Source organism: Kribbella sp. NPDC049174 (assembly GCF_043197365.1).
Classification (GTDB): Bacteria; Actinomycetota; Actinomycetes; order Propionibacteriales; family Kribbellaceae; genus Kribbella.
This window is the reverse complement of sequence record NZ_JBICSZ010000007.1, coordinates 441,726-467,280: the sequence shown is the minus strand read 5'-3', so window position 1 is coordinate 467,280 and position 25,555 is coordinate 441,726. Positions and strand designations below refer to the sequence as shown.

The following is a 25,555-nucleotide window of genomic DNA, read 5'->3' as shown; positions in this document are numbered from 1 at the left end:
ACCGCGCGAGCCTTGACCTCGGGATCGATCCTCTTGCGCACGTCCTGCATCCTTCCAAACTCAGAAAGATGCGGCATCAAACCTGGGGCGCTTCACTTCCACCGCATGCCCAATGCTTCGGCCTGCCGCAGACCCCGGGCAAAAGCGACGGACCATCGAGCCCCATTACGCATGCTGGCCGCTTGCCTGAGAATCGCCGTCGCCTCCAGGTGCTCCAACGCCTCGAAGTCGGAGTCATCATGAGTGGGTGCATCAACCAAGACGGGCCCCTCCAGGACCCGAAAGCGCCGCCACCGGAGGGCGGGCCGCCTGCCCTCCACTCCGCTTCGCTTCGCTCGCGGCCCTTGGCATGGCGCGCAGGTGCCAACAGGGTGCCGGGTCGAAGACAGCCGAACTCGCCATCAACGATCGACACCCTGTCGCTGTAGTTGTTCGCCCGAAACGGCCGGCTACCCGCTGCCCCGCGGTCGGTGTGCGCTCCCGGCTGACTGACCCGGAGCTCCCGCATCGCCCCGCTAGCAATCATGGAGAAGTGCGGTCCAGCCCGGCACGCATCAAGGGCGCCTCCGGCGTCGCAAGCGATCGAGCAAGCTCGACCCTTGACCCCCACCGGTCCGAACCTGAGGTCGGCAGCTATCGGGGCGATGCGGTGGGACTGGCCGAGCCTTGACACGTAACCGTCAATTGTTGCTCGCGAGTTGAGGACCTGGAGTGGCCTCACTCTGACCGTTCCGCGCGACCTCTAAGCTCAGCCGACCGGAACTGCCGTGACCTCGAAGTGTGCTTCGAAGGTCCCAGTCTCGTCGGTTTCGGAGACGTCTGAGGTGCAAGTGATGAGGTCAGGGCTGTTGGCGTCCTTACCCCCGGCCCAGGTCTTGGACTCACTGAACGGTTCGGGTGTTCCACCAGTCGGCGTGAAGGTGCCCTCAATGGAGAACGTCACGGCGTGGTATTTGGTGTCATCGATCCAGCCGTTGCGGCCCGCGGTGACGATCAGCGTGTCCTTGCCATCGCAGACCCACTCCTCGGGGGATCTTTGCTGCGGTTGCGCAGCCGCAGGCACTGCTGTCCCAATCAGGGCGATCGTCGACACGACGCCCGCGATCAGCATCTTGCGCATGACACTGCCTCCTTTCCAGAACTGTCGTATCTTTTCGTCATGCCCACCGCCAGCGCCCGGCGCGGGAGCTGGCGGGGTGAGTTCCCCAGGAAGACCTAGTGACAGTGGAAGAACTCGTTGACCGTGCCGTCGGGCCGGACGTTGAAGTGATCGACTTGGTTGGTGCGGATCGTTGACCCGTCCGAGCCGGTGGCGTGGAGGTTGAACGTGAACGTGCCGTTCACGGTCGCCCCGTTGGCGTTAAAGCCTCCCCAGATCGTGACCTTGCCGGTGTAGCTCGGCAGAGTCGGGTCCTCGAGCGGCACCGCGACGAAGGTGCCGGTCTGGGTGAAGGTTGCGTGCACGCGGCCGTCATCGAAGGTGGTCGTGTGCTCTATCAGGTTGGTGGTGGTGGTGATCGTGTAGAGCGGTCCTTCGTCCGAGCAGATGGGATCGGGAATCACATCGACGAAGGTCTCGACGAGGTTCTTCTGGGTGGTGGTCTCGGTGACCGGTGGCGCGCCGAACGCGGGCGCTCCGGTGAACAACAGGCCCGCGATCAGCAGGCCGACCATCAGTAGCAGGCGACGAAGCATTCCATGCCCCCTCTTGCGAGATGGAGCTCTGTGCGCCGGGCGGTTGTGACGTTACTCGCGCCAGGCTGAGGGAACCAGGGCTGATCCGGGGCGACGCCGGCGACTCCTGACGAGCTGACCGACGCCCATCGGGTTGAAGTAGGCAGTCCGTGGTCGTAGTTGCACCGGTAGTTGCAGTTCACCCCGATTCGCGCGCGTTCCCAGGGATACAACAACCAGGTGACGAGCGCGGTGCGGACCGCGACGACCTCGCTGGACAGAGGCTGGTCGAACTTAAACCTCGCGGCCGAAAGGCATACGGGTTCGAATCCCGTCCCGGGCCCTGACTACTAACGGCACCGCTTGAGCGGGGGCCTGATCGGTCATTCGGCGCCTTCGTGTTCTGTGTCCCTCGTCGCGGGGGTGGTGTGTGCGGTCAACGCGCGGTTTTTCGGGGATGCGCCCACGAGTTGCCAGCGGCGGTATTCGTCGACTGGGCGGTGTTTCTCGATGTAGCCGCCGTCGGGGAGGCGGACTACTTGGCCGGTTTCGACGCCGTGGATCGCGATCTGCGCATCGTGTGCCTGCAGGCCGAGGCAGATGCGGCGGGTGATCAGCAGGGCGGCGGGTGGGCCGAGGATCAGGAGGACCTGGAAGACGTGGAGGAGTGCGTTGACCGAGAGGTGGAACAGCACGGCCAGGGTGTCGGCGCCGGCTGCGGCCCAGAGGACGCCGTAGAAGGTGATGCCGGCGACCCCGATGCCGGTTCGGGTCGGGTTGTTGCGCGGGCGCTCGAGGAGGTGGTGGTGCCTGCGGTCGCCGGTCAGCCGCTCCTCGATGAACGGGTAGACGGCGACGAGCGCAAGGAACAGAGTGCAGACCGCGACCGGCAGCAGTATGGCCAAGGTGAACGTCTTGCCCCACAAGACGAATTCCCAGCCTGGCGCCAGCCGGAGCGAGCCGTCGAGGAAGGCGAGGTACCACGCCGGGCCGACACCGGCCGAGGCGTTCGCCGGATCCGCGGGGCCGTACAGCCACACCGGGTTGATGGTCGCCGTCGCGGCCATGAAGACCGCAACCCCCGCGACGAAACAGAACAGGCCGGCACTCTTGACCGCGGCCACAGTCACCGGACGTCCCACCACGTTGTCTTCCGTTCGCCCGGGTCCAGCGAACTGCGCGGGCTTCTGCCTGAGTGCGAGGACCGCGCCGACAACGAAGAGGACGACGAGTACGGCGGGCAGGACGACGATGTGCAACGGGTAGAACCAGGAGATCACATCGCCCGGGAAGTCTCCGCCGAACAGCAGGGCCGAAAGGGCAGTGCCGACGAGCGGAGTCGCCTGCAGGACACCGTCGAGTACGGCGAGGCTCATGCCGGACGCCATGTCGTCCGGGAGTGAGGTGCCGGTGAGGCTCGCAGCCAGCGCGACGATGAGCAGCCCGAAGACCACGAGCCAGTTCAGGCGCCGTGGCCGACGGAATCCGGCGGTGAAGAACAGCCGCAACAAGTGCAGCGTGATCGCCGCGACCATGATCAGCGTGGCCCAGTGATGGATCTGGCGGATCAGCAGCCCACCGCGGACCTCGAACGTGATCGCCATGGTCGAATCCAGGGCCCGCGACATCTCGGTACCGTGCAGCGGTGCGTACGGTCCGTCGTACACAACGTGATCGACCGACGGTTCGTAGTACGCCGTCAGGACCACGCCGCTGAGCACGATCATGACAAAGCTGTAGAAGGCGATCTGTCCGAACAGCAGCGACCAATGGTCGGGGAACACCCTTGCTCGCAGGTTGCTCCATCGGCGGTTCATGGCTCGACCTCCTTGGTCATCCTCCATGCCGGCCGCAATCCGCGGTCATACATATGACCCCGCGACCACCGCGACTGTGACGTCCCGTGTCGCACATCACGTCCACGTCAGCACCGGATCGGAGGTCCGGCCCACGTCTGCGCGCTGGTCAGGTGGTCGTGGAGCGTCTTCTTGCGGTGAGTTCGAGGGAGAGGGTGGCCAGGAAGAAGGAACCGAAGGCGAGGGTGCCGCCGGGGAAGGGGTGGCCGGCCAGGAGGAAGACTCCGGCCAGGATCAGGAGGACGAAGGTGATCCGGGAGGCACCGGCGCGCCGGCGGGCGATCGCCGCCGCTATCAGCGCTACCACCCAGGCGCCCGTTCCGACGATCGAGAGGCTGAAGATCGCGCTCAGGCCCGGCATGTCCTTCACCATCTCGAAGACGAGGGACTGGTCCTCTGTCGAGAGATCTCCTGCCTTGCGCAGGACGTAGCCGGTGGCGATCCCTGCGGCGGCGTCGTACGCGCTGAAGAAGACGGCGAAGACTCCCGTGGCCCAGCGGCTGACGGTCACCGCCCGCCCGTCCAGGTCTTCGGTCAGCAGGTAGACCGCCAACGCCATCAGGCCGATGAGAGGGAGTTGGATCATGTGGAACCAGAAGAACCAGTTCCCCTGATCGATGGCCTCGGCAGCATCGCTCGCATCCGGATGGAAGACCTCGAGTACGGCGAGGGCGAGCGGCGTCCCGAGCAGTACGAGCCTGCTCCACAGCGAGTTGTGCGGCATCATCCGCCTCCTCCGTGCTGCCGCGCTCTGCCGCCGCGGTCGCGGAAACTGCGAAGGCCCGCGCCGGCATCCTTCAAGAATGCGGCGTTCATCCCCTCTGCAAAAGCATTCGCGCCCGGACCACGCCCACGTCCTTCGTCCTTGCCGGGGTACGGGATGCGGCCTAGCGTCGAGGAGGAACGACGGCGAGGGGCTGCGCCATGGGGGAGGTAGCGATGGACCGCGATGAGATGGTGCGCATCGACGAGGCGATCACCGACGCGATCGGAGCGGGTGACCTGGATGCGCTGGATGGGCTGATGGGGCCGGAACTGGCAGTCGACTTCAGGGAGGGCATCAGCCAGATTCGGCGGGCGTTCCCGGATTATGCCGGTGCTGCGACCCGGCGGGTGGTCGAAGGCGACAGAATGGCGACCCGGTTCGTCTATCACGGCACCCACAAGGGCACCTGGCTCGGGGTGGCGCCTACCGGGCGGCGGGTGACTTTCAACGGAATCAGCCTGAATCTGTTCGCGAACGGCGTGATGGTCGAAGCCGACGTGGTGATGGACTGGCTGGACGTGCTGGAGCAACTCGGCGGGTATTCCGAGACAGATCGCTGACTGTTGGTTCAGAGGCCCGCGAGGGACTTCGCGCGGGAGAGGACTGCGTCGAGCATGTCGGCGGTGAGTTTGCCGGTGAAGGTGTTTTGTTGGCTGGGGTGGAAGCAGCCCAGGACGGTGAGGTTGCCGATGCGGTGTTCTACCGCGTGGCCGAACTTGGGGCGGGGTTTGGGTACGGCGGCCCCCAAAGACGCGAGGGCGTTGAGGAGGGCGTCGTAGCCGAACTTGCCGAGGCAGACGATGGCGCGAGTGGTGGGGAGGGCGAGTTGTAGTTCGCTCCGGAACCACGGGGCGCAGGTGTCGCGTTCCTCGGGTGTCGGTGTGTTGGCGGGTGGGGCGCAGCGGACGGCGGCGATCATTCGGGTGGCGATCAGGTGGAGGCCGTCGCCGGCGTGTTCGCTGGTCGGCTGGTTGGCGAGGCCGACGCGGTGGAGGGCGGCGAACAGCCAGTCGCCGGAGCGGTCGCCGGTGAACACCCGGCCGGTGCGATTGCCGCCGTGCGCCGCCGGAGCCAGGCCGGCGATCAGGATCCGTGGCTCGGCAGCACCCCACCCCGCGATCGGCCGGCCCCAGTACGGCTGGTCGGCGAACGACTTCCGCTTGCCTAAGGCAACTTCCTCCCGCCACTCCACCAACCGCGAGCACGCCCGGCACACCGACACCCGGGCCTCCAGCTCGGCCAGCTCGCCGGTCGCGGCCAGCTCGACCACCTGGGCCGCAGAGTGTGCCACCGGAGTACCCCGTACGGCGGGATCCTCCGGCCAGCCGGACCCCGGCGGCACCGGACTCTCGAACAACTCCCCCGTCAACGGATGCGGCAACTTCATACCCATCAGACTAAGGACATGAGCGTCGTAGGTGTCGTCGCGTCGGCACCCGGTGGAGTCGAGCAACTACGCGAGCACCTGATCAAGCCGCTGATCACGCGAGGGCACCAGCCCGCGATCACCCTCACCCCAACAGCCGCCGAGTGGCTCGCGCCGGCCGAGTCGTCTTTCCTCACGTGAATGCGGCCCACGCGAGACATCCCGCGCGGGCCGGTCACTTGGACGCTCTAGCTGGCCAGCTTCTCCAAGGCGGGCTCAGGGGTGACAGTCGCGCGGCGGGCTCGCGGGATGGCCAGGGCCAGGAGTACGGCGACCGCGCAGAAGGCGGCGAGTAGCAGGAAGGTGTCGGTGAAGCCGGACTCGGCCGGCAGGCCGTTGGTCTGGAGGTGGCCGGTGATGATCGAGCTGGCGATCGCCGTACCGATCGAACCGCCGATGGTGCGGATGTTGGCGTTCATGCCGGTCGCGGCGCCGGTCTGTTCACGCGGCACGTTCTGCACGATCAGACTCGTCATCGACGCGTAGGCCAGGCCCAGACCGAGGCCGAACACGGCGGTCGAGATCCCCACCTGCCACGGCTCGTCGTGGAACTCGGCGAACGCCACGGACGCGACCAGGCTCAGCGCCGATCCCCAGACGACCTGCGACTTCACGCTGAACCACGGCGCGATCGGCCCGCTCAGCGAACCGCTCACCGCCATCGTCACCAGCATCGGCAGCATCAGCAGCCCGGCCTGGCTGACACTCGACCCGAACCCGAAGCCCGCGACCGTCGGGATCTGCATGAACTGCGGCACGAACGCGTACACCGCGAACATCGCCGCACCGAACAGCAGCGCGACCAGGTTCGTCGTCCAGACCGCCGGCAACCGCATCATGCGCATATCGATCAACGGGTTCCGCGACCGCAGTTCGACCGTGATCCAGCCAACGAACAGTACGGCGGCCGCCACGAACAAACCGATTGTCGACAAGGAGGTCCAACCCCACGACCGACCTGCACTCAGCGGCAGCAACAACGCCACCAACCAGCCCGACAGCAACGCGGCGGCCAGCCAGTCGATCCGGCCCGGCACCCGCTGCGGCGACTCCGGCACGTACCGGCGAACCATCACGGCGGCGACCGTCACGACGACGAGCGGGATCCAGAACAGCCAGCGCCAGCCGAGCGCCTCGACGATCGGGCCGGCCAGGACGATCCCCAGACCGCCGCCGACCGCGATGATCGCGGACAGTACGCCGACCACCGACGGCACCCGCTGCGGCGGGAACTCGTCCCGGATGATGCCGAACGCGAGCGGGAACACCGCGCCGCCGAGGCCCTGGACGACCCGGGCTCCGATCAGTACGCCGATGTTCGGCGCGATCGCAGCGAGCAGACAGCCGACCGCGAGGGCAGCCAGTGCGATCAGGAGCGTGCGCTCCTTGCCGACCATGTCACCGATCCGGCCGAGCAGTGGGGTCGCCACCGAGACCGACAGGAGCAGTGCGGTGAACACCCAGGTGACGGTGCCGGCCGTCGTACCCAGGTCGCGCTGGATGACCGGAAGGGCCGGGCTGACCAGCGACTGCAACATCGAGAACGCGGCCACGACGGTCGCCAGCACAGCCAGCGTCAGTCGTGGCGAAGTGCTACTTCCAGGCATGCAAAAGTCCTTCGAAAGGGGTGTGAGTGCGCCACATCCGGCGGCGCGTGAAGTCCCCGGCCTGGTAAAGTCGAGGTATGCCTCCACTATAACGGAGGGATGCCTCCGGTTCCAAGTCGTTAGGGTGAAGTGTGGATCAGACCAGGCCGGCGTTGCGGGTCGACGTCCGGCGGCCGCAGCGGGCCGACGCGCGACGGAACTTCGACGCCCTGCTCACCGCCGCCCGGGACGCGTTCGCGACCAAGGGGGTCGAGGCCTCGCTGGAGGAGATCGCCCGTCAGGCCGGCGTCGGCATCGGCACGCTGTACCGGAACTTCCCGACCCGGCAGGATCTGCTGAACGCGGTCTACCTCGGCGAGATCGAGGAGCTGTGCATCGCGGCCGAGGACGTGGCCGACCTGCCGCCGTGGGAGGCGTTGACCACCTGGCTGCGCCGGTTCGTCGGGTACGCCGCGACCAAGCGGGCGATCTACGAGTCGCTGAACCGCGAGTCCGAGAGCTTCAAACTCGCGCGCGAGGCGATGTACGCCGCCGGCACGCCGCTGTTCGAGCAGGCGCAGGAGTCCGGCGACGCCCGCTCGGATGTGAACTTCGACGACGTACTGCGGATGGTCAGCGGCCTGACCGCGGCCGGGTACGTCGACGACGCGCAACGCGACCGGGTCCTGGCGATCGCCCTCGACGGCATCCGCAACCGCTAGCTAGCCGAGGGAGAGCGCGACGCCGTCGAGGATGTCGTGTTCGGAGACAAGTACTTCGTCGACGGCCATGCGGTCGTACAGGCGCTGCAGGATCAGGGCGCCGGCTCCGATCACATCCACCCGCCCGGGATGAATCGACCGTACGGCGGAACGCTCGGCGCGACTGGAGTCCGTCAGCCAGGTGGTGGTGTCGCGGAGGACCGGGCCGGGGATGTGGGCGTGGTGGATCTGCGAGCGGTCGTACTCGGGGAGCTTCAGTGCGACGGCGGCGACTGTGGTGACGGTGCCTGCTACGCCGACCAGGGCGCGGGACCGAGCGAGCGGCACTGTGGTTGCGTCGAGCAACGCGTCGATGTCCTTGCGCATGGCGGCTAGCTCGTCCGGCGTCGTCGGATCCGAGCTGACATGGCGCTCGGTGAGGCGCACCGAGCCGATGTCGAGGGACTCGGCGGCGATCACTCCCCCGAGGTCGCCCAGGACCAGCTCGGAGGATCCACCGCCGATGTCGGCCACCAGGTAGGGCCCGGGGACGTGCAGAGCGGCCAGCCCACTGGTCGCGCCCCGGAACGTCAGCTCGGCCTCCTCGGAGCCGGAGATGATGTCCGGCTCCACGCCGAAGCGCTCGGCGATCCCCGCGAAGAACTCGTCCCGGTTGCTCACGTCCCGAGCCGCCGACGTCGCCACGAACCGAGTCCGCGTTGCACCGGCCGCGCGGATCGCCGCCGCAAACTCGTCCGAGGCCGCGAACACCCGCTCCAATGCCTCCGGCGCAAATGCTCCGGTCGCGTCCACACCTTGGCCGAGCCGCACGATCGTCATCCGCCGATCAACCTCAACCAGCTCACCGTGAGCCAGGTCGGCGATCAGCAAACGGATGGAATTCGTTCCGCAGTCGACCGCGGCAACGCGCTCAGACACACGGACCTCGGCGGCCCCAGTCGTCCAGGGCGTTCAGGGTTTCGTCGCCCAATGGGTTCACGCCGGAGCCGGCGGCCAGGGAGTGTCCGGCTAGGACGTGGAGGCATTTGACCCGGGTGGGCATGCCGCCGGCGGTGATGCCGGCGATCTCCTCGACGTGTTCGATCGACTCGCGGTGGGCCAGGTAGGCCTCGTGGGCGGCGCGATAGCGCGCGGCCAGGTCCTCGTCGGTGCCCAGCCGGTCCGTCATCTCCTTCATCATGCCTTCGGCCTCGAGTGTGCCGATCGCGGACGCGAGCCGCGGACAGGTCACGTAGTACGTGGTCGGGAACGGCGTACCGTCGGGCAGCCGGGGCTCGGTCTCCACCACGTCGGGCAGGCCACAGCTGCACCGGTGCGCGATGGACCGGATCCCGCGCGCGGTCCGCCCGAGTTGCTTGCTGACCGCTTCGACATCCTCAGGACTAACGCTCACCGGGTCGCTTTCGGAGACGGGGTCAGGATGGGCTTCGGGGTCGGCTTGACCGGCTTCGGGGTCGCCGGGACCGCGGGCTCGCCGGCTCCCTCGACGCTCCCCCACAGCTTGGTGTACCAGGTCGGCTTCTGCTCCTCGGCCGAGGCGTCGGACGGCGTCGTCGGCTCCGGCGGCGCACCGATCGGCTTCCCGTCCGCGCCGATCACGCGGTACCCGACCTCACCCGGCATCACCCAGCCGAGCCGCTGCCGGGCCTGCGCCTTCACGTACGCGTCGTCCTCCCAGCGGGCGATCTCGTCGTTCAGCTCGCCGACCCGCTTCTCCCGGTCGCGGATCTCCTGCTGCAGCGCGGTGATCTGCTGGTGCTGGTCGAACCACACCCGCAGGCTCTGCGCGTACGACACGATCAGCGCACCGAGCACCAGCAGGACGACGGCCGCCCGGCCGGTGAGGTTGCGGGAGCCCCGGGTCCGGACCGGCTCGGACGCGGTCCCGGTCGTACGGCGTTTGGGCTGGTCGCCCCGCCGGGCCGGTGGACGCGACTGGGTCCGGCTCGACGGACGCGAGCCGGGGCGTGCACCGGATTCCCGACGGGACGAGGCCATCCAATCAGCCCTTGAACCGCGGGAAGGCCGAGCGGCCGGCGTAGACCGCCGCGTCGTCGAGCTCCTCCTCGATCCGGAGCAGCTGGTTGTACTTCGCGGTCCGGTCGGACCGGGCCGGGGCGCCGGACTTGATCTGACCGCAGTTCGTCGCGACCGCCAGGTCGGCGATGGTGGTGTCCTCGGTCTCGCCGGAGCGGTGGCTCATCATGCAGGTGAAGCCGCTGCGGTGGGCCAGGTCGACCGCGTCCAGGGTCTCGGTCAGCGAGCCGATCTGGTTCACCTTCACCAGCAGCGAGTTCGCCGCCTTCTCGGTGATCCCGCGCTGCAGCCGCTCGACGTTGGTGACGAACAGGTCGTCGCCGACCAGCTGGGTCTTGGCGCCGAGCTCGGTGGTGATGCTCTTCCAGCCGTCCCAGTCCTCCTCGTTCAGCGGGTCCTCGATCGAGACGATCGGGTACGACGCGACCAGGTCGGCGTAGTAGGCGATCATCTCGTCGGCCGACTTCTTGCCGCCCTCGAACGCGTACACGCCGTCGGTGTGGAACTCGCTCGCGGCCACGTCCATCGCCAGTGCGATGTCCTTGCCGAGCTGCAGACCGGCCTTCTCGATCGCGATCACGATCAGGTCGAGCGCCTCGCGGTTGCTGGCCAGGTTCGGCGCGAAGCCGCCCTCGTCACCGAGACCGGTGGACAGGCCGCGCTCCTTCAGCACCGCCTTCAGCGCGTGGTAGACGCCGGCGCCCTGCATCACGGCTTCGGCGTACGTCGGCGCACCGATCGGGGCGATCATGAACTCCTGCACGTCGACGTTGCTGTCCGCGTGCGCGCCGCCGTTGAGGATGTTCATCATCGGCACCGGCAGCACGTGCGCGTTCGGGCCGCCGACGTACCGGAACAGCGGCAGGCCGGCCGAGTCCGCGGCCGCCTTGGCGACGGCGAGGCTGACGCCGAGGATCGCGTTCGCGCCCAGCTTGGCCTTGTTCGGGGTGCCGTCCAGGTCCAGCAGGGCGTGGTCGATCAGCCGCTGCTCGTGGACGTCGTACCCGACGATCTCCTTGTCGATGTCTTCCAGGATGGCGGTGACCGCCTTCTGGACACCCTTGCCGCCGTACCGGGCCTTGTCGCCGTCCCGCAGCTCGACGGCCTCGAACTGACCGGTGGACGCGCCCGACGGCACGGCCGCCCGGGCTACGGTGTCGTCGTCGAGCAGAACCTCGACCTCGACAGTGGGGTTGCCGCGCGAGTCGAGGATCTCGCGGGCGCCGACGGCCTCGATGGTGGCCACATTGACTCCCAAGTTCTCGATGACGAATCAGCCCGAGCCTAGCTGCCAGACCAGCGAGCAGGGTGGACCGCGTCCTCGCTCAGCCCACCCCACCGCCCCGGTCAGGGTCGACCTTCACAATCGCATCCGGCGGCACGAACCGCGTCAGTAACACTCCGTTGGGCGCCCGATAGACGGCCAGATTCGCCGGATCCACCGCCAGCAAGACATCCACGGCCGATCTCCGCCCCACGTGACTGTCCTTGGCGGGCGCCAGATGGACATGAGTACGCCGTCCCGGCAGCAAGCCGTCGACCTGGATCGCGGGCAGTGCCTGCCGATTCGTCCCGTGCCAGAGCAGGTGATCGGGGTGAACCCGTTCCCAACTGTTCTCCAAGGCTTCACACGTGACGGGCATCCCTTCCAGCGAGTGCCCCTGACACGCCCGAATCCGGTCCCCGTCCACCTGCAGGCGCTGCTTGTCGTTGTGCTTCACCGCGGCATCGAGCGCCGCACGGTCCAGCTTGAGGACTTCGAGGACATCTTCGATCAGCGCCCAGCCATCCGCACGCATGGTGAGACCGTGCTCACCTGCTGTATGCCTGAGCAGCCGGGAGATCCTCCGGCTGTCCCTGCTCACAGCAACAACCCCTTCAGCTCGTCCACCCGATCACTCCGGTCCCCGCGCGTCACGACGTAGTACCGCACCGGCGGCAGGTCCTTCACCGGAATCCGCCGTACGGCGCTCGTCACCCGGACCGACCCGTTCACGACGGCCGGGCCTACTCCTAGACGGACGAAGTGGACCAGCAGTTCCCACCCCTCCGCCTCCACCGCGACGGACCACCGGATGCCTTGATCCAGCATGCTCCGCTCCAACTGCTGCCGGTGCGGACGCCCTTTCGGCGGTACGACGAGCGCCTCGTCCTGCAATTCCTTCAGCCTGATGCGCCGCCGGTCGGCCAGGCGGTGATCGGCCCGCGTGATCAGGGTCTGCGGGTACTGCGCCAGCAGCTCGCACTCCAGGTCGTCCGGCGGGACCGTGAGCGCTGTGACCCCGATATCTGCCGTACCATCTCGAACCGCCGCGAGCGTGTCAGCGGCATCTCCGGTCCGCAGTTGAAGCTCGAGGCCCTTCGCCAGGAACCGCCGGATGGCATCGCCGAGCAGATACAGGTAGGAGCCGGAGCCCGCCACGAGCACCAGCGGCCTTGGCGGAGCCAGCTCCAACGTGGCGAGGAACTCGGCCGCCCTGTCCCGGCTGTCGTTCGCGAATGCCGCCAGTTGCTCGCCGGCCTCGGTCAGCCGCAGCAGCCGCCCCTGCTTGCTGTAGAGCGACCTCCCCAACCGTCGCTCGACTTTGCGGATGCGGGTGTGGAGGGCCGGCTGACTGACGTGCAACTCGACCGCGGCGCGGGTGAAGTTGCGGTGCCGGGCGAACACCGCGAACGCTTCCAGATCCTCCGCGACCAATCCGATCATTACCTCAGACTATAGCTACGGGCTTGATCGATAGTTCTGCTGGAGAGCCGGAGTCGTCAGCCTGGTGACATGAACAGATTGGGAATCGACATCGGCCGGGTGATCATCGACGGTTCCTCGGGGACCGGTGACACGTCGTTCTTCTCCGGCGACACCACGGCGATGCTGCGGACCCCCGCCGTACCAGGGGCTTTCGAGGCGATCGCGCGATTGGTCCCGCGCTTCGGTGCGGCGTGGTTGATCTCGAAGTGCGGGCCGCGGGTGCAGCAGCGCTCGCTGGAATGGTTGCGGCATCACCGCTTCTTCGAACTGACCGGGATTGCCGAGGGCAACGTCCGGTTCTGCCTGCAGCGGCCGCAGAAGGCGATCCACTGTGCCGACCTCGGCATCACCCACTTCGTCGACGACAAGCCGGACGTGATCGCGGCGATCGACGGCGTGGTCCCGTATCGCTACCTCTTCCGGACCTGGGCCGAGACCGAGGCGGCGATCCTCCAGGACCTACAGACCGAATGCGCGCCGGGCGTCGGCAAGCCCCTTGCGGTTCTCGGCCGGGTCCGCGATCCCGGTGCGGACGTCGTTTGAGCACCGCCATGCGAAGTACCCGGCCTGCACGGCGTACCGGACCTGCAGGAACGTGTCGAGGCCGGCCTCGACCTCATCCCGCAACTCCGGCCGCTCCACCAGGTACGCCGGAACGACCTGACCGGCCCCGTTGACGTACATGACCGCCGACGCCACGTCGTACAACACCGGCCCGCGCATCGCCGCACCCCAGTCGATCAAGGCCGTGGTGCCGTCGGGCTGCCGCAGGAAGGCCTCCGGCGCCGGATCCCCGTGCAACCAGGCCCAGCTCAACGGTGCGAGCCGTCGTACGCCCTCCATCGCCCCCTCGACGGCCGGCCGGATCCACTCCTCGAGGTCCAGCCACGGCTCGAAGAACCGGAGGAACTGCAGCCATTCCTCCACCTCCCCCTCGGCAGTCCACGTCGCCTGATGCACCCGCCCCAGCATCTCGCCGACCGCAACCGCATCAGCGCTGGTCAGCGGCTCCCCGTCCACGAACTCGAGCACCCCGACCAACCGCCCGTCGTACGCCTCGACCAACCGCCGAGCGTCGCTCGGCACCGGCCGCCCGGTCACGAACCCGGCATCACCAAGCCGAGCCGCCAACTCGAGCCCGGGCCCGAAGCCCTCGTCCCCCGCGCGCACCGCCTTGACGACGACCCGCCAGCCATCGCCTGTGGCGAGCCACGTGTGCGACCCCATCCCGCCGGTCAGGGGCTCGAGCTGTTCGGCATCCAGCTGCCAGCGATCGCGCAACAATCGGTCAACGTCCACCGGCGCCACCTTGCCAGTGGCGCCGGTGACGCGCACGCGGTTTACCGGCCGAGTGGAGAGACAAGACGCGGCGACGAGTGGTCCCAGGGGTGCGGCGGAACCTGTCGCAGTCGCACCGTGAGCTCAGCCAGCCTTGCGCGCAGCGCCGCGAGCCGATTGTCCCGATCGATGACCAACTGCATACTCACCGGCTCAGCGCCAGGAATGCCGTTGTGGATCGGCGGCCGGATTCGAGTACCGGTCATCACCTCGACTTCGGTGCCGGCCGGGATCCGCGCCGCGTCGTTCGACAACCCGCCGATCTGCAACCGGAGGAAGTTGTACGGCGCCCGCGCCTCGTCGACCACGTTCTGCGCATCGCTGAGGATGGCCGGGACGACCTTCTCGACCAGCTCGCGGTCGAGGCTCCTGGCCAGCGCCAGGTCCGCCTCGGCCTGCTCGACCAGTTCGTCGTACTCCGCCCGATCCGCGTCGAGGTCATCCGACAGCGCGTCCCGCTCACGCGACACCTTGCTGCCGTCGAGAGCCTTCCCCAGGAACGCCAAGGTGGGCATCAACAGACCGGTCGTGACCGCCAGCATCACCATCACCACGGTCACCGCCCTCTCCGCCTGTCCGAGGGTGTCCAGTCCGCGCTCGATCAGCGCTGTCGTGATACCGACCGCGACCGTCGCGGTCACGGCCAGGTACCAGAGCCGCTGGCGTCGGCTGGCCTCCGCGTGATGCTTCTGCCCGTCGGCCTGGGCTTCCCGCGCGTGGTTGTGCGCACGAGCGGCGTGATCCACCAGCCAGGTCTGGCCCAGCATGATGTAGACGACAAGGATCAGCGAGAACGTCCAGCCCATCCAGTCTCGCCACGGCCTCACGATCGGGACGTTCAGGTAGTAGGTGAGGAAGGCAAGGAATCCAAGGGCCTCGGCCCACGGCGCCACGTGCGAGATGAGCCGGAGCCAGGCCGGAGCCCGGTCGTGGTGACGGTGCCCCTCGGCCCGATCCGACTCGACCCGATCGGTCAGCTCCTCGACCCGGTCGACCGCTGTCCGCCCGCTGTAGACCTTGTTGGTCTCCGGCGTGCTTAGGTCGCCCGGAAGCTTGCCGACAGCATCGATCGTCGTCTCGACGTCGTCGCACAGCCGGTCGATCGCGTCCAGTGCCGGGTCGGCCAGGTTCTTCAGCCGCACGCCGACCAGATCCTGCGCGTCCCGCCCGTAGGGAGCACTGAGCTGCCGGCCGACGATGTCCTGCGGCTCCCACTCACTCCGCGGCGTACCACTGGCCCGGTGATGGCGTACGACGTAGTCGTAGTAGGTGGCGGCGATGCGGTACTCCGCCTTGGTGCACAGGTCCGCCCGGACGGCTTCGCGTCGCGTGTACTGCGGTCCCCGATTGTTCTCTGTTCCGTTGTCCGGCAACGGAATCGCCTGACCAGCCATCTGCGTCTCCTGTCAGCTGGCGTTGTTGAAGCGAACGACCACACAGCGGTTCCTGGGGTCGCTGGGGTCAGGGAACGGCTGTTTCGCGTTGCCGTATCCCCTGACATCGATGCGGTTCCGCGCAACCTTGAGCTGAACCAGCAGATCGGCCACAACCTGCGCCCGCTGAGTGCTGAGTCGTATGGCCACCGGGTTGTTCGGCCGCTTGGCGACCGAGGAAGTGTGCCCTTCCACCGATACGCGGCCGGTGGTCCCGATCGTCGCCGCGCAGGGCGCCAGCGCGCGTAGCGTCGCCCGCCGATCCAGCAGGACCGCTTGGTCCGAAGCGAAGTACGTCGCCGCACTCAACGTGCACGTCTTCTCCCCGCGCACCTTGGTGGTCTTGGCCGGCACCGGCGTACTCGGCGGCGGCGGGATCGGTACGACGGGCGCCGGCAGGGTCGAGGTGGACGGTTCGCCGTCCGGGTACTCGTACCGGACCGTCGGCGCTCCGGACGCCCGGAGCAGCGTGGTCCACAACGTCTCCCGATAGACCACCTGCGGCCGCCGCAGGACCGGTTGCCGCCCGGACTCCCCGAGCACCGCGAAGGTGATCATCGCGCCCTGCAGTGCGGGCAACTCCCCCGCGGCCCGCAGTTCACCCGCCAATGTCGACGGCGCCACGTCGAAGGCCAGCTTCCGGAAGTCGACCGGATCGGTCGTATCCAGCCCCGAGGAGAAGATGAACACCGGCCGCGAGACGTCGATCCGCGCCCGCGACAGCCCGGCGAACAACGCCTCGCCTCCAACGGCCGAGCTCTTCTGGTTGAGCTGGCTCTGCATCGTCGCGATCAACCGGTCGATCTCCGCCGCGGCCCGCTCCGCAACCTTGAGCGGCTCCCCGTCCGGCTTCCCATCGATCCGCGGCGTCATGTCCACCGTGCTCGTCGAGACGGCCCCGTTGCCCTCGATCCGCACAACTCGCACGACCTGATGGCCGGCGCCAGCCCGCTCGAGCATCTCCCGAGCACTCCCACCAATCCGGATCGCCGCCTGATTGGCCGTCGGCGCCGTATAGACAATCGTCCCGCCCAGCACCGGCTCCGGCGTTTCCTGCCTACGCGACGCCCAGATCGCCGCAGACGCGGACACCACCGCGAGCAGCAGCCCGATCACGACCCCGAGGAGCCATCTCCGGGAACCCCTCCGCCCCCGGGCACGCCTCCTCGGCCTTCCCGCAACCCGCAAGGGCCGGCGCCGCGCGGTGCGATAGCGGGTCCTCCCGCCTCGCCTGCTTCTCATCACACACCTCCGGGCCGGAGGTGCTTCGAAGTCTCGGCGGACTGGACCGGAATGGTCGCAACCGCCGCGTTGAGCACAATTGTGCACATTGCCTTGCACATCGCACAGCATGGGATAGGCTTTTGTTTCATCACTGACTCGACCCCTCACTTGGCTAAGTCGTCGGGTTCTCGGTGATGTTGGGGCGGCTCGGGTGCCACCGAGCCGCCTCGTCGTATTTCAGCCTCAACCTCAGCGTAGTTGCGCTCTGTGCGGAAGGTCAATACAAAGTGCGCTCCATCTATGCACAGGTGCGCACATGGCGCACAATGTTAAACACATGATTGCGAGTGGGGGTCGCGGAAGCAGCCGCGGGGGCAGGTCTAGGCTCTGTTGCACGTTGGTGAACTCCGGCGCGGCAACCAGGCTTTCGTCGACGTTCTGCTTGTATGGCGCCAGGTGTCCCAAGACGCCGCGCGCGGAAGACCGGACCTCGAGCGACACTCTCAGAAGGAGAAGGCGGTGAACGACACACCCGCTGGCCCGATCGCTGACGATCCCCGGGAGACCCGCCGTGAGATCGCCCGCCAGATCCGGATGGCGCGCAACAAGCTCGGGCTGAGCCAGGCGAAGCTCGGCGCGCGCGTCGGGGTGAGCCGCTACGTGATCAACCGGCTCGAACTCGAGAACAAGGATCTGTCGCTGGACCTTGCCGGCAAACTCGCCGAGGTTCTCGACCTGCCGGAGCTCGAGGAACGCGCCCGCGCCCAGTTCGCCTCCTCGTCTCTGCCGACCCAGCTGCCGGACACTCGCGACGCACTGCTCGAGGAACTGCTCGGCTCTCAACGACTCGACCGCTTGGTCATCGTCGTCGCCGACGAGCTGGACATCTTGGGCCTGCTGGAGGGCGCCCGTCTCAACCTGCCGGAGCGAGTGACCATCGTCTTTCCCAGTCACGCCCGCCAGCAGCAACTCCGAGGGACGGCAGCACCCAACGCAGCCACCTGGGACGTCCAGAAACAGATCACCAGGATCTTCGAGGCCCTCGCGGTCGGCGGACGGCTGAACCCGGACGACGGGCCGCTCGACTACGACATCAAGCTTTACGAGTCGGACGATGTCCGACAGTCCTTCGCCCTGGTCGGGACGGCGGAAGGCAACCGCTGCGCCGTCTGGCCGACGCTGCCGAACATTCAGCGCGACCAGCTCGAGACCATTCCGGTTGCCGTCTCCGCGGAGCCGTCGTTCATCCAGGTGATCGAGGCTCACTACCGCGATCTCGTGCGTGACCGGCTGCCGCTGACCCATCTGAAGGCCGTCGTCGTCGTTGGCGAGGGCGAAGAGTCGACGCCGGCCGGCCCAGCCGCCCGGCACCGCCTCTCCAGCTACTTCCAACTCGGTGTCGACTCCGAGAACGACGAGGCGGCGACCGGCGACGGACCGAAGGGCCGCTTCGGCTTCGGTGTCGCGCTGGTGCTCGTCCATGGTTATGCCGTGCGGGGAGGACGCCCGCTCGGCCGTAGGGTCCTGCTACAGCAGGACCCGAAGTCCGCTACGTATCAGCTCGTCAGCAGCCACATCTCCGACGAGGATCTCGTCGGAACCGGGGAGCGTGGGCCACGGTCTACGGCCACGAGCCATCAGGCGAGACGAAGACTGATCGCGGGCGATCGAGACGCGCGAGTCACCTCGGCCGCGTTCATCCGGGCAGCCCGGCACGGGCTCCTGGACGAATTCGGCGCGGATGTGCCGGCCAGCGCGCTCCAGGAGCTCCCATTACCGGAGCCCTTATGGATCGTTGAGAAGTTCGACTCGCAGGGCAACCGCCTGATGCCGGTCGTACCACGGTTGTTCCATCTGGACCTGACCCCCCGTGACAACGAGTACGGGTCGGCCCGGATCGAAGCGAGCGGGCAGAAGGGGGATTCGGCGCAGTTCGACGACTGGCTGGCATCCGTCGGCAGCCTCGAAGCAGCCCTGCTCGACACCGCTGGGACTCTGGCCTTCGGCCAGAAGGATCTGCAGGATCCGGACGTCCCACTCAACGACTTCCTGGAGACCGCGCGGACGCAAGCGGGGGACTGGTTCTTATCCGTGCTGGAAGACTTAAAGATTGTGATGGAGTGATGAACACAACTGGTGTTGACCATGACCTCAGGCGGGTTCCGCGCGCGTGGCTTGATGCGCTGGAACTGACCGCGGGGTCTGCCGAACCCGTCGCGACGTACGCGCCGGTCCTCGCCCTGACGGTCACCCGTGAGGCCGAAGGTTCGCGACAGGTTCTGGCGTGTGTGCGTTCTCCGCAGGAGAACCGCACGCATCCGGGGGTGCTGAGCTCGCCGACGGTGCGGGTTCGGGGGGTCGAAGACCTGTCCGGTCTGCCCACGGGGCGGGCGACGGAAGGCGTGCCGGCGTGGCTGGGCGCGCATGTCGACCAACTGCTGGGCGGGAAGCTGGCGGCGGCGAGCGAACTGACGGCCGGCCTGGCGCCGGACTTCGTCCAGGTTTGGCAGGCTCACAGCGTGATCGGTATCGCCGGCGGCCGCCCGGTGACCGAGGCGTTGACGATGATCAACGCGCACATCTCGGTGCCGGCCGGTGTCGAGGTGTTTCCGGCTACGACGGCGTCGTACTCGTGGATCGGGTTCGTCGACGAGGAGCGGCATGCGCGGGCGGTGGAGCGGCGCGATGCGGAGCTTCTGGGGGTGTCCTTCGGAGCCGAGACGCCGCTCGTCTACGGTCTCTGCACCTTGAGTACGGCGGCCATGCTCAAGGCCACCGCACAGGCCCTGATTTCCTGACCCGAGTCAGCTCTGCTCCGCGGTGCGGATCCGGTCTGCCAGCGATCGGACCGCATCGCGGAGTGCTTGTTCGGGGTCTACGCCGGCGGACCTGCTGTGCTGAACGAGGGCCAGTAGTTCCGCGCCCAACTTCTCATGGTCGCCGCCTGTTCCAGCCGGGATCGTGAGGTCCTCTGCCGACTGCGGCAGAACCCGAGCTGCTCGGGACAGGACTTTGTCTGCCAGCGCTAGAGCCGGGAGGGCAAGCGGAATGCCCTCAAGGACCGAGCTGCGCTGCTTCTCCGCGGCTTTGATGCTCTCCCAGTTGGCTTCGACCGCTGCGAGGTCCTTGTTCTTCTCGTCGCCGAAGACGTGGGGGTGGCGGCGGATGAGTTTTTCGACGATGTCGGCGGCTACGTCGTCGATGGAATAGCCCTCGTCCGGGTTCTCCTCGGCGATGCGGGAGTGGAAGGCGACCTGGAGGAGGAGGTCGCCGAGTTCCTCGCGGAGGTGGGCGCGGTCGCCGGTGTCGATGGCTTCGAGGGTCTCGTAGGTCTCCTCGAGCAGGTACTTCGCCAGGCTCTCGTGGGTCTGCTCCTGGTCCCACGGGCAGTTCCGGCGCAGCCGGTCCATCACCCGCACCAGGTCGATCAGCCGCGCGCCGGGTACGTCGTACGACCCGTGCAGGATCTCCACCTGGTACGGCGGACGTGGCTCCCGGCTCAACTGGTCGGCGACGACCCGCAGCAACCCTGGCTCGCCGTCCTCACCCACCAGCCAGGCAACCCGCTGACCAGCGCCGGCCGCGGCCGAGAGCCACGCCCAGTGCTCAGCGACTCCGCCTTCGATCTGGGCGACCACAAGGCCCGATCCCACCAAGGCCTGCACGTCCGGCCTGGCCGGGACTGCCGCTTCGGCGCCGGAGGCGACCCCGGCGGCGCCGATCACCCCGGCGGCGCCGATCACCTCGGCGTCGGCGAAGGCCTGCCAGGCCGCGCGGGTGAGCAGTCCTGGCGCCACCCGAGGGCTGGTCAGGACGACCTTGATCGCACCACCCGCGGTGTCACCAGGCATTCAGGAACCTCAGCCCTGGCCCTGGCTCTGCTGCTGGGCCTGTTCGGCGGCTTCGCGCTTGGCCTTGGCCTGGGCGGACTCCTCGGACAGCGAGCCGGAGACCTTGCTGTCGATCCGGCCGTCAGTCCACTGGCCGAAGCGCGGCGAGATGTCGACCGTGACGCCCTTCGAGGCTTCCTTGACGATCTGCAGACCGGCCTGCTGCGCGACCTGCACCTTCGGGTCCTTGACCCCGGTGCCGCCGCCGAGCTTGATGGTCGCGACCGCGGCCGCGGCGACCTGGTTCAGGAAGTCCCGCGCGACCGGGTCCGCCTCGAACTTGGCGTACGCCGTCGGGTCGTTGACGACCAGCTTGGCCGCCTCGGCGGTCTCGGCGTCGCTGACCGCGACCGACCGCTGCTTGCTGACCTCGGACACCAGCGCGTTGTTCACCAGTTCGCTCAGCGCCACCGTGCTGTTGAACTCCTGCCCGAGCGCGGTGCTCACCGCACGGGAGGTGGTGTCGACGTCACCGACGGTGATCTCGGTATCGCCGACCACGGCCGCCGCGCCCGGGTGCGTCCCCGCCGCACAGCCGCCGACCAGCAGCACCGTCGCCACTGCCGCACCGAGGGCCCGAAGCCGTCGTGATGTGCTCACCGAATCTCCTCGCATACTCATCAGTTTCATGCCGGAACCCCGATCGGTTCGGCGATCACGTCGTCGATCAACCGGGTGCACCACTGCAGCAACTCCTGGTCGCGGAGCGGCTGACCGGCGACCGGCCGGGTGGCAGGTCTCGGCACCAGGATCGTACGCAGTTGCGGCTTCACCAGACTCTTCGGGTACAGCCTGTTCAGCCGGAGCACCTTCGAATCGGGCAGGTCGACCGGCCCGAACCGGATCAGATTGCCCTGCAGGGTGACGTCGTGCAGGCCGGCCCGGCGGGCGTGGTTGCGGAACTTCGCCACCTCGATCAGGTTCAGCACCGGCTGCGGGATGTCGCCGTACCGGTCGTGCAACTCCTCGACCAGCTCGGCGATGCCGTCGGAGTCCCGGACGGCGGCCAGCCGCTGGTACATCTCCAGCCGGAGCCGCTGCGACGGGATGTAGTCGTGCGGCAGGTGCGCGTCGATCGGCAGCTCGATCTTGACCTCGGGCTCCTCGGCCTGGGTGTCGCCGCGGTACTCGGCGACCGCCTCGCCGACCAGCCGGACGTACAGGTCGAAGCCGACGTCGGCGATGTGCCCGGACTGCTCGCCGCCGAGCAGGTTGCCGGCGCCGCGGATCTCCAGGTCCTTCATCGCGACCGCCATGCCACCACCCAGATCCGCGTGCTGCGCGATCGTGGCGAGCCGGTCGTGCGCGGTCTCGGTCAGCGGCTTCTCCGGCGGGAAGAAGAAGTACGCGTACGCGCGCTCCCGGCCACGGCCGACCCGGCCGCGGAGCTGGTGCAGCTGGGACAGCCCGAGCAGGTCGGCGCGCTCGACGATCATCGTGTTCGCGTTCGAGATGTCGATCCCGGACTCGACGATCGTCGTACAGACGATGACGTCGGACTGCTTCTCCCAGAAGCCCTGGATGACGTTCTCGAGGGTGTGCTCGTTCATCTGGCCGTGCGCGACACTCACCCGGGCCTCGGGGACGAGCTGGCGGATCCGCGCGGCCGCCTTCTCGATCGTGTTCACCCGGTTGTGGACGACGAAGACCTGGCCCTCGCGGAGCAGCTCGCGCCGGATCGCGGCGGTCACCTGGCCTTCCTCGTAGGCGCCGACGAAGGTCAGCACCGGGTGCCGCTCCTCCGGCGGGGTCGCGATCGTCGACATCTCCCGGATCCCGGTGATCGACATCTCCAGCGTCCGCGGGATCGGCGTCGCGGACATCGTCAGGACGTCGACCGCCGTCCGCAACCGCTTCAGCTGCTCCTTGTGCTCGACGCCGAACCGCTGCTCCTCGTCGACCACCACCAGTCCGAGGTCCTTGAACGCGACCTCGCCGCTGAACAGCCGGTGCGTCCCGATCACCACATCGATCGACCCGTCGGCCAGGCCGTCGATGGTGGCCTTGGCCTCCTTGTCGGTCTGGAACCGCGACAGTGGGGCCACGTTCACCGGGAAGGCGGCGTACCGCTCGGCGAAGGTCGCGTAGTGCTGCTGCACGAGCAGCGTCGTCGGCACGAGGACGGCGACCTGCTTGCCGTCCTGGACGGCCTTGAACGCGGCCCGGACGGCGATCTCGGTCTTGCCGTAGCCGACGTCACCGCAGACGATCCGGTCCATCGGCATGACGCGCTCCATGTCGCGCTTGACGTCGTCGATGGTGGCGAGCTGGTCCGGCGTCTCCACGAACGGGAACGCGTCCTCCAGCTCGCGCTGCCACGGGGTGTCGACCGCGAACGCGTGACCCTTGGTCGCCTGCCGGGCGGCGTACAGCTTGATCAGCTCGCCCGCGATCTGGCGAACGGCCTTGCGGGCGCGGCCCTTGCGCTTGGCCCAGTCCCCGCCGCCCATTTTGTCGAGCGAGGGCTGTTCGCCGCCGACGTACCGGGTGACCTGGTCGAGCTGGTCGGTCGGCACGTACAGCCGGTCGCCGGGCTGGCCGCGCTTACTCGGGGCGAACTCGATGACGACGTACTCGCGGGTGGCCTTCTGGGTCCCGGTGCCGACGGTCCGCTGCATCATCTCGACGTACCGGCCGACGCCGTGCTGCTCGTGCACGACGAAGTCGCCGGGCTGCAGCTCGAGCGGGTCGATCGTCTTCTTCCGCCGGCTCGGCATCCGTTGCTGGGAACGCCGTTCGGCCATCGACCGCTGACCGGCCAGGTCGTTCTCGGTGAGGACGGCGAACTTGATGCCGTCGGCAATGAACCCGTGGTCGAGCTGACCCTGCGAGATCAGCACGACGCCCGGCTCGGGGATCTCCTCGATGCCGTCGACCGCACGGGCCGGCAGCTCGGCCTCGGAGAACACCTCGGCCAGGCGCTGGGCGGGACCATGACCCTCGGTCACGCAGACGACGCGCCAGCCGTCCCGCAGCCAGCCGCGGACATCCTCGACGGCGGCCGCGGTCTCACCGCGGTACGGGTCGACCCCGTGGGCGGCGATCGCCCGGCTCCGGACCGCGCCCGCGTCCGGGTCGATGTCGACCGAGACCCGCTCACCCATCGAGTCGCGCAGCTCCGGCGCGTCGGTCGGCGCCGCGGCGAACGGCGACATGCTCCACCAGGCCAGGCCGTTGCTCAGCGCGTGCGACCGGACATCGCCGAGGGATACGTACGCCGCCGCACCCAGATCGATCGGCGCCTCGCCACCACCGGCGGCGGCCGCCCAGGACGCTTCCAGGAACTCCTGGCTGGTCGCGACCAGGTCGTGTGCCCGAGCCCGCACCCGCTCGGGATCGCTGACCACGACATGTGTCCCGGCCGGCATCAGGTCGACCAGCAACTCCATCTCGTCGACGAGGACCGGCGCCAGCGACTCCATGCCCTCGACGGCATGTCCTTCGGCCAGCTTCTCGAACAGCTCGGCAAGCTCCGGGTGCTCCTTCGCCAGTACGGCGGCCCGCGAACGCACCTCGTCGGTCAGCAGCAACTCACGGCACGGGGGTGCCCACAGACCGTGCTGGGCGATCTCCAGCGAGCGCTGGTCGGCGACCGCGAAGTACCGGATCTCCTCGACGTCGTCGCCGAAGAAGTCGACTCGCAGTGGGTGCTCCTCGGTCGGCGGGAACACGTCGATGATGCCGCCGCGGACCGCGAACTCACCGCGCCGCTCGACCAGGTCGACCCGGTGGTACGCCGCCCCGGCCAGTGCCTCGACGACCTCCTCGAGCTCGACCGAGTCGCCGACGTGCAACTGCACCGGCTTCAGGTCCGCGAGACCGGCCACCTGCGGCTGCAGGACGGATCGCACTGGCGCGACCAGGATCTTGATCGGCCCGGTCGTCTCGTCCGACGGGTCGGGGTGAACCAGTCGCCGCAGTACGGCGAGACGCCGGCCGACCGTGTCGGACCGGGGCGAGAGCCGCTCGTGCGGAAGGGTCTCCCAGGCCGGGTAGTAGGCGACCGTGGCGGGATCGACCAGGCACTGCAGGGACTCGGTGAGCTCCTCGGCCTCGCGGAACGTCGCCGTCACCGCGAGCACCGGGCGGCCGGCGCCCTTCTGCTCGGACGCGAGCGCGGCGAGCAGGACCGGGCGCACCGGGCCGGGCGTGCTCAGGTCGAGGGTGGTGACGCCGTCGGTCTTGGCGTCGCGAACGGCCTCGGCCACCACCGGATCGGTGATCAGGGTGTCGACGAGACCGCTCAGGTTCACGAGTTGTACTTCCCTTGGGTTGCTTCCAGGCCGTCGGTGAGCAGTGATTCCACCGCGTCCGCCGTACGATCCACCGCGAACGGCAGATCCTTGCGTTCGGTGGCGGAGAACTCGTTCAGGACGAAGTCGGCGGGGTTCTGCCGGCCCGGTGGACGACCCACACCGAACCGGACTCGATAGTACTCACCGGTGCCAAGCGATTTCCGCAGCGACTTGAGCCCGTTGTGGCCGTTGTCGCCGCCGCCGAACTTGGCCCGCAGGACGCCGAAGTCGATGTCCAGCTCGTCGTGCACCACGACCAGGCCGGTCGGCTCGATCTTGAAGAACTTCAGTAGCCCGGACACCGGCCCGCCGGACTCGTTCATGTACGACCGGGGTTTGGCCAGCACGGTCCGGATGCCGCTGATCCGGGTCTCGATCACCTCGGACCGGACCTGCTTGTGCTGCTTCCACTTGCCGCCGGTGCGGTCGGCCAGCTCGTCGGCCACCAGGTGACCGATGTTGTGCCGGGTGCGGGCATAGGAAGGGCCGGGATTCCCCAGTCCGACGACCAACCACACGTCGTCCGCCACGGATCCCGGCCCTCCTGCTGTGTCTGGGT

25 protein-coding genes are annotated in these 25,555 nt (G+C 68.1%); 6 read left to right on the top strand and 19 right to left on the bottom strand.

What is annotated here, in order from left to right; genetic code table 11:
* Window positions 1-748: 748 nt before the first annotated feature.
* The 4 genes from ACGFIF_RS31950 to ACGFIF_RS31935 form a co-directional block, all read right to left on the bottom strand.
* Window positions 749-1,120, bottom strand: coding sequence for a hypothetical protein (locus ACGFIF_RS31950; RefSeq protein ID WP_393159717.1), 372 nt, complete (start codon window positions 1,118-1,120; stop codon window positions 749-751).
* 95 nt (window positions 1,121-1,215) lie between these two features.
* Window positions 1,216-1,695: a hypothetical protein gene (locus ACGFIF_RS31945; RefSeq protein ID WP_393159715.1), complete on the bottom strand. Its 480-nt coding sequence runs from the start codon at window positions 1,693-1,695 to the stop codon at window positions 1,216-1,218.
* A gap of 362 nt (window positions 1,696-2,057) precedes the next feature.
* Entirely contained in the window at window positions 2,058-3,491 is a 1,434-nt protein-coding gene (locus ACGFIF_RS31940; protein WP_393159713.1) for a cytochrome bc complex cytochrome b subunit, read from the bottom strand.
* A gap of 148 nt (window positions 3,492-3,639) precedes the next feature.
* Window positions 3,640-4,257: a hypothetical protein gene (locus ACGFIF_RS31935; protein ID WP_393159711.1), complete on the bottom strand. Its 618-nt coding sequence runs from the start codon at window positions 4,255-4,257 to the stop codon at window positions 3,640-3,642.
* A 212-nt stretch (window positions 4,258-4,469) separates the two neighbouring features.
* Here ACGFIF_RS31935 and ACGFIF_RS31930 point away from each other — a divergent pair, with 212 nt between their 5' ends.
* Window positions 4,470-4,856 (top strand): ester cyclase, encoded by a 387-nt coding sequence (locus ACGFIF_RS31930; protein WP_393159709.1) that lies wholly within the window; start codon window positions 4,470-4,472, stop codon window positions 4,854-4,856.
* 8 nt (window positions 4,857-4,864) lie between these two features.
* Here the strand turns inward: ACGFIF_RS31930 and ACGFIF_RS31925 are convergent, their stop codons facing one another.
* Window positions 4,865-5,683: a uracil-DNA glycosylase gene (locus ACGFIF_RS31925; protein WP_393159707.1), complete on the bottom strand. Its 819-nt coding sequence runs from the start codon at window positions 5,681-5,683 to the stop codon at window positions 4,865-4,867.
* Between the two features lie 18 nt (window positions 5,684-5,701).
* On the opposite strand from ACGFIF_RS31925, the gene ACGFIF_RS31920 reads away from it, so the two are divergent.
* Window positions 5,702-5,863, top strand: coding sequence for a hypothetical protein (locus ACGFIF_RS31920; RefSeq protein ID WP_393159705.1), 162 nt, complete (start codon window positions 5,702-5,704; stop codon window positions 5,861-5,863).
* Between the two features lie 47 nt (window positions 5,864-5,910).
* On the opposite strand, the gene ACGFIF_RS31915 is transcribed toward ACGFIF_RS31920, so the two are convergent.
* Window positions 5,911-7,329, bottom strand: a complete 1,419-nt coding sequence (locus ACGFIF_RS31915) for an MFS transporter (protein WP_393159703.1) — start codon at window positions 7,327-7,329, stop codon at window positions 5,911-5,913.
* 131 nt (window positions 7,330-7,460) lie between these two features.
* Between ACGFIF_RS31915 and ACGFIF_RS31910 the strand changes: the two genes are divergently transcribed.
* Entirely contained in the window at window positions 7,461-8,030 is a 570-nt protein-coding gene (locus tag ACGFIF_RS31910; RefSeq protein WP_393159701.1) for a TetR/AcrR family transcriptional regulator, read from the top strand.
* Here the strand turns inward: ACGFIF_RS31910 and ACGFIF_RS31905 are convergent, their stop codons facing one another.
* From ACGFIF_RS31905 to ACGFIF_RS31880, 6 genes are all read right to left on the bottom strand, one after another.
* A complete protein-coding gene (locus ACGFIF_RS31905) occupies window positions 8,031-8,948 on the bottom strand; it encodes an exopolyphosphatase (RefSeq protein WP_393159699.1) in 918 nt (305 codons plus the stop codon).
* A complete protein-coding gene (locus ACGFIF_RS31900) occupies window positions 8,941-9,423 on the bottom strand; it encodes a DUF501 domain-containing protein (protein ID WP_393159697.1) in 483 nt (160 codons plus the stop codon). The genes ACGFIF_RS31905 and ACGFIF_RS31900 overlap by 8 nt, the downstream gene beginning before the upstream one ends.
* Window positions 9,420-10,028 (bottom strand): septum formation initiator family protein, encoded by a 609-nt coding sequence (locus ACGFIF_RS31895; RefSeq protein WP_393159695.1) that lies wholly within the window; start codon window positions 10,026-10,028, stop codon window positions 9,420-9,422. Before ACGFIF_RS31895 ends, ACGFIF_RS31900 begins: the two co-directional genes overlap by 4 nt.
* Before the next feature lie 4 nt (window positions 10,029-10,032).
* Window positions 10,033-11,313 (bottom strand): phosphopyruvate hydratase, encoded by a 1,281-nt coding sequence (gene eno, locus ACGFIF_RS31890; RefSeq protein ID WP_393159693.1) that lies wholly within the window; start codon window positions 11,311-11,313, stop codon window positions 10,033-10,035.
* Window positions 11,314-11,392: 79 nt separating this feature from the next.
* Window positions 11,393-11,866 carry an RNA 2'-phosphotransferase gene (locus tag ACGFIF_RS31885; RefSeq protein ID WP_393159691.1) on the bottom strand — a complete coding sequence of 158 codons (474 nt, stop codon included), beginning with the start codon at window positions 11,864-11,866 and terminating at the stop codon, window positions 11,393-11,395.
* Between the two features lie 62 nt (window positions 11,867-11,928).
* A complete protein-coding gene (locus ACGFIF_RS31880; protein WP_393159690.1) occupies window positions 11,929-12,774 on the bottom strand; it encodes a LysR substrate-binding domain-containing protein in 846 nt (281 codons plus the stop codon).
* A 69-nt stretch (window positions 12,775-12,843) separates the two neighbouring features.
* On the opposite strand from ACGFIF_RS31880, the gene ACGFIF_RS31875 reads away from it, so the two are divergent.
* Complete coding sequence (locus ACGFIF_RS31875; protein ID WP_393159689.1) at window positions 12,844-13,359, top strand: hypothetical protein; 516 nt, start codon at window positions 12,844-12,846, stop codon at window positions 13,357-13,359.
* On the opposite strand, the gene ACGFIF_RS31870 is transcribed toward ACGFIF_RS31875, so the two are convergent.
* The 3 genes from ACGFIF_RS31870 to ACGFIF_RS31860 are packed head-to-tail and all read right to left on the bottom strand — an operon-like array spanning window position 13,276 to window position 16,703.
* Window positions 13,276-14,115, bottom strand: coding sequence for a phosphotransferase enzyme family protein (locus ACGFIF_RS31870; protein ID WP_393159687.1), 840 nt, complete (start codon window positions 14,113-14,115; stop codon window positions 13,276-13,278). The two genes, ACGFIF_RS31875 and ACGFIF_RS31870, sit on opposite strands and share 84 nt — an antisense overlap.
* A 41-nt stretch (window positions 14,116-14,156) precedes the next feature.
* Window positions 14,157-15,548 carry a hypothetical protein gene (locus ACGFIF_RS31865; RefSeq protein ID WP_393159685.1) on the bottom strand — a complete coding sequence of 464 codons (1,392 nt, stop codon included), beginning with the start codon at window positions 15,546-15,548 and terminating at the stop codon, window positions 14,157-14,159.
* Between the two features lie 12 nt (window positions 15,549-15,560).
* Window positions 15,561-16,703, bottom strand: coding sequence for an OmpA family protein (locus ACGFIF_RS31860; RefSeq protein WP_393159683.1), 1,143 nt, complete (start codon window positions 16,701-16,703; stop codon window positions 15,561-15,563).
* 627 nt (window positions 16,704-17,330) lie between these two features.
* On the opposite strand from ACGFIF_RS31860, the gene ACGFIF_RS31855 reads away from it, so the two are divergent.
* Together ACGFIF_RS31855 and ACGFIF_RS31850 are read left to right on the top strand one after the other, a co-directional pair.
* Window positions 17,331-18,935 (top strand): helix-turn-helix transcriptional regulator, encoded by a 1,605-nt coding sequence (locus ACGFIF_RS31855; protein ID WP_393159681.1) that lies wholly within the window; start codon window positions 17,331-17,333, stop codon window positions 18,933-18,935.
* Complete coding sequence (locus ACGFIF_RS31850) at window positions 18,935-19,609, top strand: hypothetical protein (protein WP_393159679.1); 675 nt, start codon at window positions 18,935-18,937, stop codon at window positions 19,607-19,609. Before ACGFIF_RS31855 ends, ACGFIF_RS31850 begins: the two co-directional genes overlap by 1 nt.
* 6 nt (window positions 19,610-19,615) lie before the next feature.
* On the opposite strand, the gene ACGFIF_RS31845 is transcribed toward ACGFIF_RS31850, so the two are convergent.
* From ACGFIF_RS31845 to pth, 4 genes are read right to left on the bottom strand one after another with little or no spacing between them, the layout of a single operon-like run.
* Complete coding sequence (locus tag ACGFIF_RS31845) at window positions 19,616-20,662, bottom strand: MazG family protein (protein WP_393159677.1); 1,047 nt, start codon at window positions 20,660-20,662, stop codon at window positions 19,616-19,618.
* 9 nt (window positions 20,663-20,671) lie between these two features.
* The gene (locus ACGFIF_RS31840; protein ID WP_393159675.1) at window positions 20,672-21,301 is read right to left on the bottom strand and encodes a hypothetical protein; all 630 of its coding nucleotides are present in this window, start codon (window positions 21,299-21,301) and stop codon (window positions 20,672-20,674) included.
* Between the two features lie 26 nt (window positions 21,302-21,327).
* The gene (gene mfd, locus ACGFIF_RS31835) at window positions 21,328-24,954 is read right to left on the bottom strand and encodes a transcription-repair coupling factor (protein ID WP_393159673.1); all 3,627 of its coding nucleotides are present in this window, start codon (window positions 24,952-24,954) and stop codon (window positions 21,328-21,330) included.
* A complete protein-coding gene (pth, locus tag ACGFIF_RS31830; protein ID WP_393159671.1) occupies window positions 24,951-25,526 on the bottom strand; it encodes an aminoacyl-tRNA hydrolase in 576 nt (191 codons plus the stop codon). Before pth ends, mfd begins: the two co-directional genes overlap by 4 nt.
* Window positions 25,527-25,555: the final 29 nt, after the last annotated feature.

Bases quoted from the DNA above. Each gene is read 5' to 3' on its own strand.
- ACGFIF_RS31915 (WP_393159703.1), bottom strand. From the start codon at position 7,329: ATGCCTGGAAGTAGCACTTCGCCACGACTGACGCTGGCTGTGCTGGCG.
- ACGFIF_RS31930 (WP_393159709.1), top strand. From the start codon at position 4,470: ATGGACCGCGATGAGATGGTGCGCATCGACGAGGCGATCACCGACGCG.
- ACGFIF_RS31880 (WP_393159690.1), bottom strand. From the start codon at position 12,774: ATGATCGGATTGGTCGCGGAGGATCTGGAAGCGTTCGCGGTGTTCGCC.
- ACGFIF_RS31925 (WP_393159707.1), bottom strand. From the start codon at position 5,683: ATGAAGTTGCCGCATCCGTTGACGGGGGAGTTGTTCGAGAGTCCGGTG.
- ACGFIF_RS31940 (WP_393159713.1), bottom strand. From the start codon at position 3,491: ATGAACCGCCGATGGAGCAACCTGCGAGCAAGGGTGTTCCCCGACCAT.
- ACGFIF_RS31850 (WP_393159679.1), top strand. From the start codon at position 18,935: ATGAACACAACTGGTGTTGACCATGACCTCAGGCGGGTTCCGCGCGCG.
- ACGFIF_RS31885 (WP_393159691.1), bottom strand. From the start codon at position 11,866: ATGCGTGCGGATGGCTGGGCGCTGATCGAAGATGTCCTCGAAGTCCTC.
- ACGFIF_RS31865 (WP_393159685.1), bottom strand. From the start codon at position 15,548: ATGGCTGGTCAGGCGATTCCGTTGCCGGACAACGGAACAGAGAACAAT.
- ACGFIF_RS31945 (WP_393159715.1), bottom strand. From the start codon at position 1,695: ATGCTTCGTCGCCTGCTACTGATGGTCGGCCTGCTGATCGCGGGCCTG.
- ACGFIF_RS31845 (WP_393159677.1), bottom strand. From the start codon at position 20,662: ATGCCTGGTGACACCGCGGGTGGTGCGATCAAGGTCGTCCTGACCAGC.
- ACGFIF_RS31920 (WP_393159705.1), top strand. From the start codon at position 5,702: ATGAGCGTCGTAGGTGTCGTCGCGTCGGCACCCGGTGGAGTCGAGCAA.
- ACGFIF_RS31950 (WP_393159717.1), bottom strand. From the start codon at position 1,120: ATGCGCAAGATGCTGATCGCGGGCGTCGTGTCGACGATCGCCCTGATT.
- ACGFIF_RS31895 (WP_393159695.1), bottom strand. From the start codon at position 10,028: ATGGCCTCGTCCCGTCGGGAATCCGGTGCACGCCCCGGCTCGCGTCCG.
- ACGFIF_RS31875 (WP_393159689.1), top strand. From the start codon at position 12,844: ATGAACAGATTGGGAATCGACATCGGCCGGGTGATCATCGACGGTTCC.
- ACGFIF_RS31935 (WP_393159711.1), bottom strand. From the start codon at position 4,257: ATGATGCCGCACAACTCGCTGTGGAGCAGGCTCGTACTGCTCGGGACG.